Origin of the sequence: Marinimicrobium sp. C6131 (genome assembly GCF_026153455.1) — a bacterium.
Taxonomy (GTDB): Bacteria; Pseudomonadota; Gammaproteobacteria; order Pseudomonadales; family Cellvibrionaceae; genus Marinimicrobium.
Genome location: NZ_CP110629.1, coordinates 2361780 through 2379004, shown reverse-complemented (window position 1 = coordinate 2379004; position 17225 = coordinate 2361780). Strand labels below are relative to the sequence as shown.

12 protein-coding genes are annotated in these 17225 nt (G+C 60.7%); 7 read left to right on the top strand and 5 right to left on the bottom strand.

Annotated elements, in window-relative coordinates:
* The first annotated feature begins 148 nt into the window (after positions 1-148).
* Together uca and OOT55_RS10275 are read left to right on the top strand one after the other, a co-directional pair.
* Positions 149-3763: an urea carboxylase gene (gene uca, locus OOT55_RS10280; RefSeq protein WP_265365787.1), complete on the top strand. Its 3615-nt coding sequence runs from the start codon at positions 149-151 to the stop codon at positions 3761-3763.
* Between the two features lie 523 nt (positions 3764-4286).
* Positions 4287-4682: a DUF3859 domain-containing protein gene (locus tag OOT55_RS10275; protein WP_265365786.1), complete on the top strand. Its 396-nt coding sequence runs from the start codon at positions 4287-4289 to the stop codon at positions 4680-4682.
* A gap of 12 nt (positions 4683-4694) precedes the next feature.
* Here OOT55_RS10275 and OOT55_RS10270 read toward each other — a convergent pair whose 3' ends face one another.
* From OOT55_RS10270 to rsgA, 3 genes are all read right to left on the bottom strand, one after another.
* Positions 4695-6179, bottom strand: a complete 1485-nt coding sequence (locus tag OOT55_RS10270) for a RimK family protein (RefSeq protein ID WP_265365785.1) — start codon at positions 6177-6179, stop codon at positions 4695-4697.
* A 4-nt stretch (positions 6180-6183) separates the two neighbouring features.
* Positions 6184-6993: a sulfurtransferase gene (locus tag OOT55_RS10265; RefSeq protein WP_265365784.1), complete on the bottom strand. Its 810-nt coding sequence runs from the start codon at positions 6991-6993 to the stop codon at positions 6184-6186.
* 86 nt (positions 6994-7079) lie between these two features.
* On the bottom strand, positions 7080-8090 hold the full coding sequence (rsgA, locus tag OOT55_RS10260; protein ID WP_265365783.1) for a small ribosomal subunit biogenesis GTPase RsgA: 1011 nt from the start codon (positions 8088-8090) through the stop codon (positions 7080-7082).
* Positions 8091-8247: 157 nt separating this feature from the next.
* Here rsgA and orn point away from each other — a divergent pair, with 157 nt between their 5' ends.
* Positions 8248-8808: an oligoribonuclease gene (gene orn, locus OOT55_RS10255; RefSeq protein ID WP_265365782.1), complete on the top strand. Its 561-nt coding sequence runs from the start codon at positions 8248-8250 to the stop codon at positions 8806-8808.
* Positions 8809-8983: 175 nt separating this feature from the next.
* On the opposite strand, the gene gnd is transcribed toward orn, so the two are convergent.
* Positions 8984-10435 carry a decarboxylating NADP(+)-dependent phosphogluconate dehydrogenase gene (gene gnd / locus OOT55_RS10250; protein ID WP_265365781.1) on the bottom strand — a complete coding sequence of 484 codons (1452 nt, stop codon included), beginning with the start codon at positions 10433-10435 and terminating at the stop codon, positions 8984-8986.
* A 197-nt stretch (positions 10436-10632) separates the two neighbouring features.
* Positions 10633-11748, bottom strand: coding sequence for a tRNA epoxyqueuosine(34) reductase QueG (gene queG / locus OOT55_RS10245; RefSeq protein ID WP_265365780.1), 1116 nt, complete (start codon positions 11746-11748; stop codon positions 10633-10635).
* Between the two features lie 79 nt (positions 11749-11827).
* Here queG and OOT55_RS10240 point away from each other — a divergent pair, with 79 nt between their 5' ends.
* From OOT55_RS10240 to mutL, 4 genes are all read left to right on the top strand, one after another.
* Entirely contained in the window at positions 11828-13348 is a 1521-nt protein-coding gene (locus tag OOT55_RS10240) for an NAD(P)H-hydrate dehydratase (RefSeq protein WP_265365779.1), read from the top strand.
* On the top strand, positions 13341-13874 hold the full coding sequence (tsaE, locus tag OOT55_RS10235) for a tRNA (adenosine(37)-N6)-threonylcarbamoyltransferase complex ATPase subunit type 1 TsaE (protein ID WP_265365778.1): 534 nt from the start codon (positions 13341-13343) through the stop codon (positions 13872-13874). Before OOT55_RS10240 ends, tsaE begins: the two co-directional genes overlap by 8 nt.
* A 79-nt stretch (positions 13875-13953) precedes the next feature.
* Complete coding sequence (locus OOT55_RS10230) at positions 13954-15300, top strand: N-acetylmuramoyl-L-alanine amidase (protein WP_265365777.1); 1347 nt, start codon at positions 13954-13956, stop codon at positions 15298-15300.
* Between the two features lie 46 nt (positions 15301-15346).
* Positions 15347-17218, top strand: coding sequence for a DNA mismatch repair endonuclease MutL (gene mutL / locus OOT55_RS10225; protein WP_265365776.1), 1872 nt, complete (start codon positions 15347-15349; stop codon positions 17216-17218).
* Positions 17219-17225: the final 7 nt, after the last annotated feature.

Below are 17225 nucleotides of genomic sequence, written 5' to 3'. Positions count from 1 at the left end.
TATTTACGGCGTGTCTTGAATCGTTGCACCCGCTCCAGACCGGAGCTAACTAACTACCCCGAACGAAATACATAGAGCCTCAACGGGACGACCCGATTGGGCAACGAATCAAGCGGGACGACCCGCACCGACATCGAGAGATAACGCGATGTTCAACAAAGTCCTGATCGCCAACCGCGGCGCCATCGCCGTGCGCATCATCCGTACCCTCAAACAACTGGGCATCGGCTCCGTCGCCGTCTACGCCGACGCCGACGCCGACTCACTCCACGTCACCCTCGCCGACCAAGCCTACCCACTGGGCGAGGGCGCCGCCACCGACACCTACCTCAACCAGGAAAAATTGTTCGCCATCATCGAACGCAGCGGCGCCCAGGCCGTCCACCCCGGCTACGGCTTCCTCAGCGAAAACCCCGACTTCGTGCGCGCCTGCGAACAGCGCGGCATCGCCTTCGTCGGCCCCACTCCCGAACAGATGAACGCCTTCGGCCTCAAACACACCGCACGGGCCCTGGCAGAAGAAAACGACGTACCTCTGCTGCCGGGCACCGGTCTGCTCAACAACCTGGAAGAAGCCGTCAGCGCGGCGGAACAGATCGGCTACCCGGTCATACTGAAAAGCACCGCCGGCGGTGGCGGTATCGGTATGCAGACCTGCTACAGCGAAGCCGAACTGCGCAAAGCCTTCGACAGCGTCAAACGCCTGAGCGCCAACAACTTCTCCAACGACGGCCTGTTTGTCGAAAAATACATCGAAACCGCACGGCACATCGAAGTGCAGGTATTTGGTGATGGTCAAGGTAACGCGGTGGCTCTGGGCGAACGGGACTGCTCCTCCCAGCGCCGCAACCAGAAAGTGGTCGAAGAGTGCCCCGCGCCGAATATTCCGGAGTCCGTGCGCGAGCAGTTACACGAAACCGCCGTGCGGCTGGCCGAAGCGGTCCGGTACCGCAACGCGGGCACCGTGGAGTTTATCTACGATGCCGGTGAAAACCGGTTCTATTTCCTCGAAGTGAATACCCGTCTGCAGGTGGAGCACGGCGTGACCGAACAGGTCTATGGTGTGGATCTTGTCGCGTGGATGCTGCGTCTGGCGGCCGGTGAGTTGTCTGATATCAAGACCCTTCGCGCGAGCCTCACGCCCCGCGGACACGCCATGCAGGCGCGTCTGTACGCCGAGGATGCCAACAAAAACTTCCAGCCCAGCGCCGGCTTATTGAGCGCCGTGGACTTCCCCGAAGCGGATGGCCGGGCGTTGCGGATCGACACCTGGGTCGAAGCCGGGCTGACGGTCTCGCCCTATTTTGACCCCATGCTCGCCAAGGTCATTGTCTGGCAGGATGATCGCACGCAGGCCATTCAGGCTCTGGATAAGGCTCTCGCCAACACGACGTTGGAAGGCATTGAAACCAATGGCGACTACGTTCGCCGCATCCTGGCGACACCCGAATTCCACGCCGGTGAAGTGCATACCCGGTTTCTGAATGATCTGGCGTACCAGCCGCACACAATGGACGTGCTGGTGCCCGGCACCATGACCACCGTGCAGGATTTTCCCGGACGGGTCGGTTACTGGGATATCGGGGTACCGCCCTCAGGCCCTTTCGACAACTATTCGCTGCGCCTGGGTAACCGTCTGCTGGGCAACCCAGAAGGAACGGCGGGCCTGGAAATTACCCTTAACGGTCCAACCCTGAAGTTCAACACTGTCACGGATTTCGTGCTGGCGGGTGCGGCCTTGCACGCGACTCTGGACGATCAACCGGTAGAATTCTGTCAGGTGGTGCGCGCTGAGCCGGGGCAGGTACTGAACATCGGTAAAGTGGTCGCCGGTGGCGCGCGCGCCTATCTGATGGTGGCGGGTGGCATCCAGTGTGCGGACTATCTGGGGTCCAAATCCACCTTTACCCTGGGCCAGTTTGGCGGTTTTTCCGGCCGGGCCTTGCGCACCGGCGATGTATTGCATCTGTCAGAACAACCACGGACCCAGCAGGTTTCCAGGGCACCGGATGCGTTGCGTCCCGATATCGACGGCAACTGGCAACTGCGGGTCATCTACGGCCCCCACGGTGCGCCGGATTTCTTTACCGAGCAGGACATGCGCACCTTCTTTCAACATCGCTGGGAGGTGCACTACAACTCCAGTCGCACCGGTATTCGCCTGATCGGCCCAAAACCGGAGTGGGCACGCTCCGACGGTGGGGAAGCCGGGTTGCATCCGTCCAACATTCACGATAACGCCTACGCCATCGGCACCGTGGATTTCACCGGGGACATGCCGGTGATACTCGGCCCCGATGGCCCGTCCCTCGGGGGTTTTGTCTGTCCGGTCACCGTGATCGCCGCCGATCTGTGGAAACTCGGTCAGCTCAAAGCCGGCGACAAGCTGCAGTTCGTGCCGGTGAGTCTGGCCGATGCCAATCGTCTGGAGCGTGAACAACAGACCCGATTGGAGCAACTGGACACAACCGGGAGTGCCCCGGCGACGCCGCTGGCCATTGACGAACTGATTGCCCGCACCCCGGTGCTCAAAACCCTCTCCGGCGATGACACTGGCGTACCGGTAGTCTATCGTCCCTCCGGCGATAAATACCTGCTGGTGGAATACGGACCCCTGCAACTGGATATCCGCCTTCGCTTTCGCGCCCATGCACTGATGCTCTACCTGCAGGAGCAGGGGGTCGAGGGCATCCTGGAAATGACCCCGGGCATCCGCTCCCTGCAGATTCACTACGAAAGCCAGCAGCTCTCGACCGATGAACTGCTCGACCTGCTGGAAGCGGCCGAGCTGAAACTGCAGAATATTGACGAGCTGGAAGTCCCTTCGCGTATCGTTCATCTGCCCTTGAGCTGGGACGACCCAGCCTGCCGACAGGCCGCCGAAAAATACATGCAGTCAGTGCGCAAGGATGCCCCCTGGTGCCCGGACAATATCGAGTTTATCCGGCGTATCAACGGTCTGGATTCGATTGATGAGGTCAAAAAAATTCTGTTCGAAGCCAGCTATGTGGTGATGGGACTGGGGGATGTTTACCTGGGCGCACCGGTGGCCACACCCCTGGACCCCCGTCACCGGCTGGTGACCACCAAGTACAACCCCGCACGTACCTGGACCGCGGAAAATTCGGTGGGCATCGGCGGTTCTTATCTGTGCGTCTACGGCATGGAAGGGCCGGGCGGTTATCAGTTCGTCGGCCGCACGCTGCAGATGTGGAACCGTTACCGGAAAACCCGGGAGTTCACCAACCCCTGGCTCCTGCGCTTCTTTGACCAGATTCGCTTCTATGAAGTCAGCCATGAAGAGCTGCAACAGATCCGCCGGGATTTTCCGAAAGGCCAGTATCCGTTGCGCATTGAAGAGACCACCTTCAAGCTGAGCGATTACGAGGCGTTTATCGATCAGCATCAGGCAGAGATCGATGCCTTTGTTGAAAAGCGTAATCGCGCCTTCAATGAAGAGTTGCAGCGCTGGATTGATAACGGCCAGATGAACTTTGACACCAGTGGTCAGGAAGCGGCTGAGGAGCAGGTGGATGCGTTGCCTGAGGGTGCGACGGCGGTGGAAAGCCATGTGGCCGGGAATATCTGGCAGTTTATGGTCAAGCCCGGCGATAAAGTGAAAGCCGGTGATGTGGTGTGTATTCTCGAGTCCATGAAAATGGAAATTGAGGTGGTGGCACCGGAGGCGGGGGTTGTGGACTCTCTCTCCCGAGCCGAAGGTCAGTCAGTCAATGCGGGGGATCGGTTGTTGGTGTTGGGGTGAGTGGGCTATTTTGAGAGGGGCTTCGTGGTTGAGTGCTGCGGGAGGAAAGGGGTCTTTGAGGCACGCCGTGAACCCGGTCCCCTTCGCGCTCCCGGCGCTTCGGGACACTTCCCACATCCATGTGGGGCGTCCACGGGGGCTCGATCGCCTGCCATCCAGGCAGGCGACGTCCTCAAAGACCCCTTTCCTCCCTCCGCAGTGCCAGCGTAGAGTTCCGGGAAATAGCACCCAGGCAACGACACTTTAAGGTTCTATTTCCCGGAACGTGAAGCCGCTGCCGCGGAGGCTGGGTAACCCCTTGTGAGACCGTCACCCGCCTGGACGGCGGGTGCAGAGCCTACATGGGCCGCTCTATGGCATCCATGCCATCGCGGCATTAGTGAATCCCTTCACGTCATGTATTTACGGCGTGTCTCACAAGGGGTTACCCAGGCGGAGCACTAGGAGTCGGAGTACCGCGACAACGAACCAATACCACCCATGGTACAATTCGGGTTTTGAAACCAACCATCACTCGGGTGCCATGGCCAAGAAGAAACCGGAAGTCAAACTGCGCAGTTGGGGCGTTTATACTCCGCTGGACCCCAACTCCAAAGAACTGCCGCAGTTGATCAAAATGACGCGGGACATTCCCTGCGAGCTTGATATCGAATTCGGCTACATCGTCAACATCAAAAAGGCCAAAAACCGCAAACTGCAGTATTGCATCTACCACCCGGACATCCCGGACGAAGAAGGCAATCCCCTGCCGCCCTTCGACGGCGAGGTGTACATCAAACAGAACGACTGGGATTTTTTTATCGGCGACACCATCTGGAAGCCGGTGGAGAACAAACAGGGCCCCTGGCGAATCACTCTGGCCATTGACGGTCAGTTGATCGCCGATGAGACCCTGAACCTGGTGCTGCCTGAAGCCTGACCCGATGAGGGCTTACAGCTCCTCGCGCAGGCGGCGGATGATCTGCACCCGGTTGATAAACTCCTGCATGATCAGATTGTAGAGTTCATCGCCGATGAACTCATCTTCCACGCCAGCGTCGATACTCGGGTTGTCGTTCACTTCAATCACGACCACCCGCTTGCCACTCTGCTTCAGATCAACGCCGTAGAGTCCTTTGCCAATCAGGCCCGCCGCTTTGATCGCGGTATCGATCACCTTGCGCGGTACTTCATAGGTAGGCATGGTCTGATAGCCACCCGACGGATCCGCAATATTGTCGTGGTCGTAGATCTGCCAATGACCGCCGGCCATGAAGTATTTACAGGCGTAGAGGGGTTTGCCATTGAGCACACCCACGCGCCAGTCATAGTCGGTGTACATGAATTCCTGGGCCAGCAGCAGGGCGGATTTCTTGAGCAGCTCGGTTACTGCATGATCCAGTCCCTCCCGATCTTCGACTTTGACCATGCCCCGGGAAAAGGAACCGTCCGGGATTTTCACGATCATCGGGAAGCCGAGCTCTTCCGCCACTTTGTCCAGAGCGGGTTTGGAACGAGTCGAAATCAGGCGGGTCGCCGGAGTATCCACATTGCGGGCGTTAAACAGGTCGGCCAGGTACACTTTGTTGGTACAGCGAATAATGGACTGTGGATCGTCAATGACCGCCAGCCCTTCGGCCTCGGCGCGGCAGGCAAACTGAAAGGTGTGGTGGTCGATGTTGGTGGTTTCCCGAATAAACAGCATATCGTACTCGGGCAACTTGCGGATGTCTTTGCGGCCGATGAAATCGACGTTGATTCCCAGCCGGTTGCCCGCCTTCACGAACTTTTTCAGCGCCTTGTCGTCACTGGGAGGCAGCTTCTCATCCGGGTTGACCAGGATGGCCATTTCGTAGCGGCTGATTTTCTGGGTCTTGGGCTTGCGCCAGAGTTGCGCACTGAAACGATCCAGGGCGTTGGCGAAGGCCTCCTGTTCCGGTTCGGTCAGGGTATGCACTGGTGCCACTTTCAGGCTGTTGATGCGCCAGCCGCCGCGCCAGTTCAACTCGACTTTCAGAATCGGGCAGGGTTGCTGTTCGAACAGCTCCCGGGCCAGTTTCTTCAGCTCGGGCACACTGCTTTCGCCAAAGAACACCCAGAACTCAAAGGTATTTTCCTCGCGATTGGCCAGCTTGGTAAGAAATTTATCGGCCTGGCTGTGTAGCTGCTCGGCAATCACGGAAAAGCTGGTGTGGTTGCGCAGATCGTTCAGGGTTTTGACCGAGGGAATCACCGAGTGGCCGCGCGCCTCCGCCAGCAGTGAACAGTAGTAGCCCTTGCTCAAATAGCTGAATTTTCGGCACAGGTTGATGACCCGCGTGCGATTGGTTTTGGCCGGCGGCAGTTGCAGGTAATCGTCAAAGGTGATCACCTGTTCGCTCGGAAAATAGGGTGCCCAGTCCTGGGCGGATTCAACAACAATCAGCAGTCGAGACATTCAATCAGATTTCCACAGGCGTGTCGGGATGGTTGCCCCACTCGGCCCAGGAGCCGTGATAGCCCTTGATGTCAAAGCCGAGGGATTTACCGACCAGGTAAGTGAAGCCCGAGCGGTGGTGGCTCTGGCAGTGAGTGACAATGCGTTTGTCTTTGGTCAGTCCCTGTTGCGCCAGGAAGGCTTCCGCATCGGGGCGGATGCGCAGTCCGTTACGATGATCCATCAATTGCGTCCATTCCACGTTTACGGCTCCGGGAATATGTCCGCCTTTCTGAGCGAGCACCTTTTCACCCCGGTATTCCGAGGGCCCCCGGGCATCCCAGACGACAAAGTTCGGGTCTTCCAGCGCCTCAAGAATATCCGGAATTTCTACCACAACGCTTGGGTCGATGCTTACCCTGGCTTCGGTGAAGGGGGGCTGGGGAATGTCCCGGCTCAGGGGCAGTTCATCGCTCTTCCAGGCCTGCAGGCCACCATTGAGGTACGAGTAGTGCCTGTGCCCGATGGCGTCCAGAGTCCAGATAAAGCGTCCGGCCCAGCCGCCACCCTCATCGTCATACACAACGAAATGCGTGTCCGGGGTCAGACCCAGAAAGGAAAATAGCCGATTGAGCTGCTCCACACTGGCAATGCGCCCGGGAGCGGGCGGAATATTGCTCAGCAGCATTTGCGGTGGAATATGTAGTGCGCCTTCGATATGGCCCGCCTGGTAACTCTGCTCGCTGCACAGGTCCACGATGCGCAAATGCTCCGGCGGCTGTTTCAACAGGTTGGCGAGCTCAGCGGGTTCAATAATCAGTGGCAGGTCGGCCATAGTGAGTTCCTTTGGGTTACTGCATTGACCACTAGCATAACGCTGATTGCGCGGGACTCAAGCGTAAAGTGTGCACTTTATCGCAATCAGCCTCGTGGTCCGTTCAAACTGTCGAGAATCTGTTCACAACTGCTCATTCGCTGAGGGCTGATTTCACCGGATTCAAGGGCCCGTTGCAAGGCACAGCCGGGCTCGCCCTGATGGGCACAGTCCCGGAATTTGCAGTGCCCCAGGTAGGGACGAAACTCGACGAAGTTTTCCAGTACCTGTTCGCGACTCATATGCCAGAGGCCGAACTCCCGCACACCGGGTGAATCGATCAGCTGTCCACCGCCGGGAAAATGAAACAGCTCGGCATTGGTGGTGGTGTGGCTGCCGGTCTGGCGCTCGGACAGCTCGCCCACACGCAGGCCGGCATCCGGTAACAGGAAATTGGTCAGTGAAGACTTGCCAACCCCGGACTGGCCGACAAACACACTGGTGAAGTCCTTGAGGTACTCCGCCAGTGTCTCCATCCCCTCGCCGGTCTCGGCGGACACCCGGACGACCCAGTAACCCAGGCCGCGATAGAGCGATTCCATCCTTGCCACCTTGTCGGCGATCCGTGCGTCAATGGCATCGCACTTGTTAATGACCAGGGCGGGGGTGATGTTGCTGGCTTCGGCGGCGACCAGATAGCGGTCCACCAGGCTGAAATGGGGCTCTGGATAAGGCGCAATCACGATCAGGGCCCGATCAATGTTGGCGGCTACCGTTTTCAGGTCGCCGTAGGGGTCCGGTCGACACAGCTCCGAGCGTCTCGGCATCACCGCTTCCACCACGCCGTAGGGGGAACCGTCGCGCCAGACCACCTGATCGCCGGTCACCAGGGAGCCGAGGTTACTGCGGAAGTGGCAGCGCTTGCGCTCGCCATTGGCCTCCACCAGCACCAGGGTGCCGAAGTGAGTCACCACCAACCCTTCCTGCTCGGCTCCGAGGGAGTTTTCATCCACTTCCGGCAGCGGCCCGCTCTGTTTACGGGTCGCGCGCGCCTGGCGCTCTTCCTGAATTTTCTGGATGCGCCAGCTTTGGCGTCGGGTCAGTTTGCGTTTACTCATGCGGGGCGTGTTTTCTCCAGCGAGTGTCGAGGCTGCCGGTTGTTCCCGGCGTGCCCGCAGGTTAATCTTGACGACGATCATGCTAGATCACCACGGGCATTGTGCCCTATCTGTCTGGATAAAGTCTCGCGTCGCACACGCTTTAGGAATTGATTGTATGTCGAATGCCGCCAAGCCCAATGAAAACAACCTCATCTGGATCGATCTGGAAATGACCGGCCTCGACCCGGATTCGGACGTGATCATCGAAATCGCGACCATCGTGACCGATGCGCATCTGAACGTGCTGGCCGAAGGCCCGGTCCACGCCATTCATCAGCCGGATTCGGCGCTGGCGGCGATGGATGAATGGAACACCCGGCAGCACGGTCAGTCCGGGCTGACCCAGCGGGTTAAAGACAGCCGGGTCACCCTTGAGGAAGCGCAAGCGCAGACCATCGCCTTTCTTGAACAGTGGGTGCCGGCGGGTAAATCGCCCATGTGTGGCAACTCCATCTGTCAGGATCGGCGCTTTCTGGTACGGGGCATGCCCAGGCTGGAGCGGTATTTTCACTACCGGAATCTGGATGTCTCGACGGTGAAAGAGCTGGCTCGGCGCTGGCGGCCGGAAGTGGCTGAGGGTGTCAAGAAGGGGGGGGCGCACCTGGCCCTGGATGATATCAAGGACTCGATTGAGGAGTTAAAGCATTACCGGGAGACGTTTTTTCGGTTGGAGTGAGGGTTGAGTGGTGGGTGGTTGGGCAGCGGCGGATGCGGCTTTTGGCCTCCGATGCGTCGGACCGATCCGCCCTACGCGACCCTCTGGGTGGCCGATGCCGCATTCGCCGATGCCGTCGCTGGTGGCGTAGGGCGGGTAAGCGCGAAGCGCGCACCCGCCGTAACCCAGACTGGATTTAAACGTTATAGGTGGAAGAGGCCGTATCCCCGCCACGCCCGGTCCAGTTGGTGTGGAAGTGCTCACCCCGGGGCTTGTCGACCCGCTCATAGGTGTGGGCACCAAAGTAGTCCCGCTGGGCCTGGAGCAGATTCGCCGGCAGACGTGCGCAGCGGTAGCCGTCGAAGTAGTTCAGTGCCGCGGTGATCGCCGGTGCCGGGATGCCGCTGGAAATGGCGGTGGCGGCGACACGGCGCCAGCCGTCCTGTGCGGCTTCGATTTTGCCTTTGAAGTAATCGTCCAACAGCAGGTTCTTCAGGTCGCCATTCTTGTCAAAGGCGTGCTTGATGTTGTCCAGGAAGCCGGAGCGGATGATACAGCCACCGCGCCACATCAGGGCGATGCCGCCGTAGTTCAGGTGCCAGCCAAACTCCTTCGCTGCCTCACGCATCAGCGCGTAGCCTTGGGCGTAGGAAATCATCTTGGCGGCCAGCAGCGCCTGGCGCAGATCGTCGATAAAGGCCTGCTTGTCGCCTTCGAACTTCACTTTCGGGCCGTTGAGAACCTTCGACGCTTCTACGCGCTCATCTTTCTGGGCAGACAGGCATCGGGCGAATACCGCCTCGCCGATCAGGGTCAGGGGAATGCCCATGTCCAGAGCAATGATGCCGGTCCACTTGCCCGTGCCTTTCTGGCCGGCCTTGTCCAGAATTTTTTCTACCAGCGGCTCGTCGCCTTCTTTATAGGCGAGAATGTCACGGGTGATTTCCACCAGGTAGCTGTTCAGCTCACCGTCATTCCACTCGGCGAAGACCTCGTGCATCTCATCGTGGGTCATGCCCACCAGGTCCTTCATCAACTGATAGGCTTCGCAGATCAGTTGCATGTCGCCATACTCGATGCCGTTGTGAACCATTTTCACAAAGTGACCGGCGCCGGCTTCACCCACCCAGTCGCAGCAGGGGCTTCCGTCGTCGACCTTGGCAGCGATGTCCTGGAAAATGGGCTTGACGTGCTCCCAGGCAGCGGGAGAGCCGCCGGGCATGATGGACGGACCGGTCAGGGCACCCTCTTCACCACCGGAAACACCGGTGCCGACAAACAGCAGGCCTTTGCTTTCCAGGTATTCGGTACGGCGGTTGGTATCCGGATAATGGGTGTTGCCGCCGTCAATGATGATGTCGCCCTTGTCCAGGTGCGGAATCAACTGCTCGATAAAGTCGTCCACCGCCTGCCCGGCCTTGACCATCAACATGATTTTGCGCGGTTTGGCCAGGGACTGCACCAGCTCTTCAACCGAGGAGGCGCCGCGAATGGTTTTGCCTTTAGCGCGGCCATTGACGAACTTTTCCACCTTGTCGGTGGAGCGGTTGTACGCGGTCACGGTATAGCCTTTGCTGGCCATGTTCAGAATCAGGTTCTCGCCCATCACAGCGAGGCCAACCAGGCCGATATCGGATTTCTCTTTCATAGAGTCTGCTACCTGTCTCTCGGGTTGATGTGGGTGGTGGTCATTATTGGCGCCCGGGTTCCGGACAGCGCTTTATCGTCGATGTTTTCAAAAAAGGGTGCGTATTATTCACGTTTATCACCCAAATTAACAGGGTGATCGGCTCAATAGCGCCAATAGTTATAATCTAATTCATTGTTATAACGGCGATTTCCCGGCTATTGGGGCCGGTTTCGACGTATTTTGCGCTTTCGACGGCGATTTGGTCGGGCCTGCTGATCGAGGGCCCAATCAATGTGCTCCTGCACCATCGGCCCGACCAGGGGGCGTTTGGCGTTCAGGGCGGCGATGATTGCCGGGTCGGATGGCGCATTGCCCAGCCCCACCGCCAGATTCCGCAGCCAGCCGTCATACCCGGTCCGGCGAATGGCCGAGCCCTCGGTGCGTTTGAGAAATTCAGCTTCGGTCCACTGAAACAGGGTCAGAAGATCCCGCCGGTCCAGGTCATGGCGGGGGGTGAAGTCCTCCTCGGTGGTGTGTCGGGCATAGCGGTTCCAGGGGCACACCGCCTGGCAGTCATCGCAGCCGAACACCCGGTTGCCCATGGGTTCGCGGAACTCTTCCGGAATCGGTCCCTTGTGCTCAATCGTGAGATAGGAGATGCAGCGCCGGGCGTCCAGCGTGTATGGCTCGGGAAAGGCATCGGTCGGGCAGACCTGGAGGCAGGCGCTGCAGGAGCCACACCGGTTCGGTTGCTCCGATTGATCCACCGGCAAGGGCAGATAGGTGAACAGCTCCCCCAGGAAAAACCAGCTGCCCGCCTCACTGTTCAGAATCAGGGTGTGTTTTCCGGTCCAGCCCAGCCCGGCTTTATCGGCCAGCGGTTTCTCCATGACCGGAGCGCTGTCCACAAACGGCCGCTGCTGGCCTTCCAGCAGTTCCGGTGGCAGGGCCGCTTCAATTTTTTTGGCCAGAGTCGCCAGACGTTTGCGAATCAGTTTGTGGTAGTCCCGCCCCAGAGCGTAGCGGGAGATGTAGGCTTTGGTGGGATCTTTCAGCACCTTGATCTGATCGGTATCGGCCGGGAGGTAATCCATGCGTACCGAGATTACCCGGACGGTTCCCGGGTGCAGCTCCCCGGGGCGGGAGCGCTTGTTGCCGTGGGCGGTAAACCAGTCCATGGTGCCGTGATAGCCGCGCTCAAGCCACTGCCGGAGGCGCGCCTCATCCTCGCGCAGGTCGGTGTCGGTGATACCCACTTGCTGAAAGCCCAGTTCCCGCCCCCAGTCTTTGATGTCGTTGGCGAGTTGTTGAAAGTCCACGGAGTGCGGCATAGATCGTTACGGGATTCCGGTGAGTTCGCGTATAATTCTGCCAGAAATGCACGCATTTATCTGTCGAACTGAGGATTTTATGAAATTGACGTCGACCGACGCCCCGGATTTTCCCCGCGCGCTGTACACCGCTGAGCAGACGCGGCAACTGGATCGACGGGCGATCGACAGTGGTATTTCGGGGATCCAGCTGATGAAGCGGGCCGGGCGAGCCGCCTTTGAACAGCTGTTGCAACACTTCCCCGGTCCGTCAGTGATCACGGTCTATTGCGGCGCCGGAAACAATGCCGGCGATGGCTATGTGATCGCGGCACTGGCCGCGCAGCGCCGTATCCCGGTGCGCCTGATGGCGGTGGGCGATCCGCAAAAGCTCACGGGCGAAGCGGCTCAGGCACGAGATTATGCGTATCAGGAGGGTGTGCGGGCAGAGGCGCTCAAGGCGCCGCCCGCGGAGGGCGTCATTGTCGATGCACTTTTGGGAACCGGCATCCGCGGTGAGGTGCGCCCGGCTTATGCCGAGGCGATCGATCAGATCAATCAGACCGGACTCCCGGTGCTGGCGGTGGACATCCCCTCAGGTCTCGATGCGGATACGGGAGCGGTGCTGGGGGTCGCGGTGCGCGCAACGCTGACGGTCACCTTCATCGGAGTCAAGCGAGGCTTGCTCTCGGGGCGCGGGCCGGCGCTCTGCGGTGAGCTGGTGTTTGCCGGCCTGGGGATTCCCGAGGCGGTGTACGCGCAGGTGCCCGGCGAATGTCGCCGGTTGGTGCTGGCCGAGGCGCTGGCCGCCTTGCCAGCGCGTGCGGTGGACGCCCACAAAGGCGACTTTGGTCACGTCATGATCATCGGTGGTGACAAAGGTTACGGCGGGGCGGCCATCATGGCGGCCGAGGCCGCCGCCCGCACCGGTGCGGGCCTGGTCAGTCTGGCGACCCGTCCCGAGCATGTGGCACCGGCGCTGACCCGTCGTCCGGAAATCATGGTCTGTGGCGTCACCTCCGGACAGGAGTTGGAGCCCTGGCTGGCGAGGCCGACGGTGTTGGTGGTGGGGCCTGGCCTTGGCCAGTCGCCCTGGTCGGAGCAGATGCTGCAACAGGCCCTGCAATCGGGTTTGCCGGTGGTGCTTGATGCCGATGCGCTCAACCTGCTCGCGGCGCAGCGCCCATCGGTCGCCGAGGCGCGGGACAACTGGATTCTGACCCCCCACCCGGGGGAGGCGGCACGCCTGCTGGACAGCGTGACCGACCAGGTGCAACAGGATCGTTTTGCGGCCGTCGCCGCGCTCCAGAAGCGCTTTGGCGGGGCCATCATTCTCAAGGGGGCCGGATCGCTGGTGGCGACGCCTGATGGGCTCACGGGGCTGGTGACGGCGGGCAATCCCGGTATGGCCTCCGGGGGGATGGGCGACGTGCTGAGCGGTATTCTGGGGGGGCTGTTGGCTCAGGGGTTGAGCGTGAGTCGGGCGGCCGAACTGGGGGCGGAGCTGCACGCCGAGGCGGCGGATCTGGCCGTGGGCGACTGGGGCGAACGCAGCCTTTTGGCGACCGACCTGATTCCGGCGGTGTGCCAGCTTTTGCAGGCGGAGGCGGAACATGCGTGAGTCCGACGCTCGCCGGGTCTACCTGGCCGACGAGGCGGCAACGCTCAATCTGGGCTCGACGATGGGCCAGGCCCTGCTCGACTGGTCGGAGGGACTGGTGGTATTTCTCGAGGGTAACCTGGGCGCGGGCAAGACCACCCTGTGTCGGGGGGTGTTGCGGGGGCTGGGGCATTCAGGTGCGGTTAAGAGTCCCACCTATACGCTGGTGGAGCCCTATGAGCTGAGCGGGCGCACCCTCAACCATTTTGACCTCTATCGGCTGGGGGACCCCGAAGAACTGGAATATATGGGCATTCGGGATTATTTTAAGGCCGGAGATGTGTGCGTCATTGAGTGGCCTGAGCGGGGTGCGGGCATTTTACCGGAGCCGGATCTGCGGGTTACAGTGGTGGTTGAAGGGAGTGGCCGGAGCGCTTGCCTGCAGGGTGGAACATCGCTCGGTGAGCAGTGGTTGGCGCATTGGGCAGGCTCCTCTGGCGTGGAATACTCCGGAGAGGGAACCTCGCGCTCCCGGGGTGATCAATGACCCCAACCATCAGTAACGTTGGGAAGGAGTGGGTCGGGCCGTCAGTGATGGAGTCAACAATCGTGTCGGGAAAAGCGCTTTGAAAACAGCCTGGATACAAAAAGCGGTTCAATGGGGCGCACTGGTGTTCCTGGTGGGCAGTGCGGCTCTCCCAGTCACGGCTGCCGACGTCGACAGTGTTCGTCTGTGGCGCGCGCCGGACCATACACGGTTGGTATTTGATCTCAGTGGCCCGGTCGATCATAAACTGTTCTCCCTGAGTTCACCGAGCCGGGTGGTCGTGGACGTTGCCGATACCCGACTCAAGGCCAGCCTGGACGATCTGGCGTTGGAGGATACGCCCATCCGGCGGGTTCGCAGTGCCCACCGCAGTGACGGCACCCTGCGGGTGGTGTTTGACCTGAAGGAGTCGGTGCGTCCCAAGAGTTTTCTGCTCAAGCGCCATGCCGGCACAAACGATCGCCTGGTGATCGATTTGCACGATCAGGGCAAAAGTCGGGCGGAAACGCTCGCCGACAAAACGCCGGCCAAAACCGGCGGGGATCGCAATGTGGTGATTGCGGTGGACGCCGGACATGGCGGTGAAGATCCGGGGGCCATCGGTCCCGGTAAACTGTACGAAAAGAACGTGGTCTTTGATATTGCCAAGCGGCTGGTTCGGGAGCTCAATGCGATCCCCGGATACGAAGCCAAGCTGGTGCGGACCGGTGACTACTATGTCCCCTTGCGGGAGCGTCGCAATATTGCCCGCAAGATGCAGGCCGATCTGTTTGTGTCGATTCACGCCGATGCCTTTACCCACCCCTCCGCCAATGGCAGTTCGGTGTTTGCGCTGTCGCGCAGCGGCGCCACCAGTGAGACCGCCCGGTTTCTGGCTGAACGCGAAAACGAGGCCGATCTGATCGGCGGGGTAGGCAGTGTCAGCCTCGAAGACAAGGACGAAGTGCTCGCCGGTGTGTTGGTGGACCTGTCCATGACCGCGACGCTCAATTCGAGTCTGACGGTGGGCAAGGAAGTGCTCGAGTCCCTCGGTGGCATTTCCCGCCTGCACAAACCCCGGGTCGAGCAGGCCGGTTTCGCCGTGCTCAAATCGCCTGATGTGCCGTCCATTCTGGTGGAAACCGGCTTTATCTCCAACCCGGGTGAGGCGCGCAAGCTGGCTACGGCCCAGTATCGACAGCAGATGGCGGACCGCATCGGGCAGGGGGTGCGCCGATACTTCGAGCGCCAGCCACCGGCGGGAACCTACCTGGCCAATCGTCGCCAGGGCGGTGGTGATGCGCGGGAGTACACCATCAGTCGCGGCGATACCCTTAGCGCTATCGCCCGCCAGCACAATGTCAGTGTGGACGCCATCCGGCGGGAGAACGGCCTCAATGGTCACGTGATCCAGGTCGGACAGGTGCTGAAAATTCCATCGAGTTGAGGCTCGTGGCCACCTTTTCGGTGGCCTTCAACCCTATTGAGAGCGCATGTCTAGAATTCAATTGCTCAACCCCCGTCTCGCCAACCAGATCGCCGCCGGTGAGGTGGTGGAGCGCCCGTCTTCGGTTATCAAGGAGCTGCTGGAAAACAGCCTGGACGCGGGTGCGACCCGCGTTGAGGTGGATGTTGAGGACGGTGGTATTAAGCTGATGCGGGTGCGCGATAACGGCGGGGGCATCGATAAATCCGATCTGCCCCTGGCGCTGAGTCGTCATGCGACCAGCAAGATTCGCGAGCTGGACGACCTGGAGGCGGTGGCGACCCTCGGGTTTCGCGGTGAGGCGCTGGCCAGTATCAGCTCCGTGGCACGCCTGACCTTGACCAGTAACACCAGCGATGAGAGCGCCGGCTGGCAGGTGACCGCCGAAGGGCGCGATATGCAGGCCGAGCTGGCGCCGGCGGCCCATCCCAAAGGCACCACGGTGGAAGTGCGGGATCTGTTTTTCAATACCCCCGCCCGGCGTAAATTCCTGCGCACGGAAAAGACCGAGTACAACCACCTGGACGATGTGATCAAGCGGCAGGCCCTGTCCCGGTTCGATGTCGCCTTCACCCTGCGCAATAACAATCGCGCGGTGTACAGCTGGCGTGAAGCTCACACCCAGATTGAACGCGAGCGCCGAGTCGCTCAGGTGTGCGGTCCGGCGTTCATGGAGCAGGCGCTGCATATCGACATTGAGCGGTCCGGACTGCGTCTGTGGGGCTGGGTGGCGCAACCGAGCTTCAATCGCAGTCAGGCGGATCTGCAGCATTTTTATGTCAACGGTCGGGCCATTCGCGACAAACTGGTGGGGCATGCGGTTCGTCAGGCTTACCAGGACGTGCTCTATCATGGACGTCACCCGGCGTTTGTGCTCTATCTGGAAGTGGACCCGTCCACGGTGGATGTCAACGTGCACCCGACCAAGCATGAGGTACGCTTCCGGGACAATCGCCGGGTGCACGACTTCATTTTCAGCAGCCTGCATCACGCCCTGGCCCAGGTCCGCCCGGGGGATCGTCTGGAGTCGGAGGCCGAGGCGCCCGAGCCGGCCCTGAGCGGAGCTGCCGCGGGCGAGTTTCGCCAGGCGCCCATGGGCCTGGCCGCCGCCAGTCATCCGGCGGGTGGGTATCAGCCCCCCGGTGCGCCCGCCCCGGGGGCGGTCGCGGAGCAGATGCGCCAGTACGGCACTCTTCATCAGCCGTTCAATGGCGGCGCCGGGTACCAGGGCCAGTACGGTGGGGCGGCGGCTCCGTCGGCGCCCAGGCCGATGCCGGAGTCTGAGGATGGCGAGGTGCCGCCGCTGGGCTATGCCATTGCGCAGTTGAAGGGGATTTACATCCTGGCCGAAAATGCCCAAGGGTTGATCATCGTCGATATGCACGCCGCCCACGAGCGCATCACCTATGAGCGGATGAAGGCGGCCTTTGCCCAGGGTGGCCTGCAGACTCAGCCGCTGCTGGTGCCGGAGAGCATTGCGGTGAGCCAGAAGGAGGCGGACTGTGCCGAGGAGCACGCCAACACATTTACGCAGTTGGGCTTTGAGTTGCAGCGGGCCGGCCCGGAAACGCTCCTGGTCCGCCAGGTGCCGGCGTTGCTCAATCGCGCGCCGGTGGCGCAGTTGGTGCGGGATGTGCTGTCGGATCTGATCGAGTACGGCAGCAGTGAGCGGATTCAGCAGCGGATCAATGAGTTGCTCTCGACCATGGCCTGTCACGGGTCGGTGCGCGCCAATCGCCGCCTGACCATTCCGGAGATGAATGCGCTGCTGCGGGATATGGAAGCCACCGAACGCAGCGGCCAGTGCAACCACGGCCGCCCCACCTGGGCCCTGCAGTCCCTGGATGAACTCGACAAGCTCTTTATGCGCGGGCAGTAACTGAACC

Excerpts from the sequence above, each read along its gene's own strand:
- OOT55_RS10270 (WP_265365785.1), bottom strand. The coding sequence starts at position 6,179 with ATGTCTCGACTGCTGATTGTTGTTGAATCCGCCCAGGACTGGGCACCC.
- OOT55_RS10275 (WP_265365786.1), top strand. The coding sequence starts at position 4,287 with ATGGCCAAGAAGAAACCGGAAGTCAAACTGCGCAGTTGGGGCGTTTAT.
- tsaE (WP_265365778.1), top strand. The coding sequence starts at position 13,341 with ATGCGTGAGTCCGACGCTCGCCGGGTCTACCTGGCCGACGAGGCGGCA.
- gnd (WP_265365781.1), bottom strand. The coding sequence starts at position 10,435 with ATGAAAGAGAAATCCGATATCGGCCTGGTTGGCCTCGCTGTGATGGGC.
- orn (WP_265365782.1), top strand. The coding sequence starts at position 8,248 with ATGTCGAATGCCGCCAAGCCCAATGAAAACAACCTCATCTGGATCGAT.
- mutL (WP_265365776.1), top strand. The coding sequence starts at position 15,347 with ATGTCTAGAATTCAATTGCTCAACCCCCGTCTCGCCAACCAGATCGCC.
- OOT55_RS10240 (WP_265365779.1), top strand. The coding sequence starts at position 11,828 with ATGAAATTGACGTCGACCGACGCCCCGGATTTTCCCCGCGCGCTGTAC.
- queG (WP_265365780.1), bottom strand. The coding sequence starts at position 11,748 with ATGCCGCACTCCGTGGACTTTCAACAACTCGCCAACGACATCAAAGAC.
- uca (WP_265365787.1), top strand. The coding sequence starts at position 149 with ATGTTCAACAAAGTCCTGATCGCCAACCGCGGCGCCATCGCCGTGCGC.
- OOT55_RS10265 (WP_265365784.1), bottom strand. The coding sequence starts at position 6,993 with ATGGCCGACCTGCCACTGATTATTGAACCCGCTGAGCTCGCCAACCTG.
- rsgA (WP_265365783.1), bottom strand. The coding sequence starts at position 8,090 with ATGAGTAAACGCAAACTGACCCGACGCCAAAGCTGGCGCATCCAGAAA.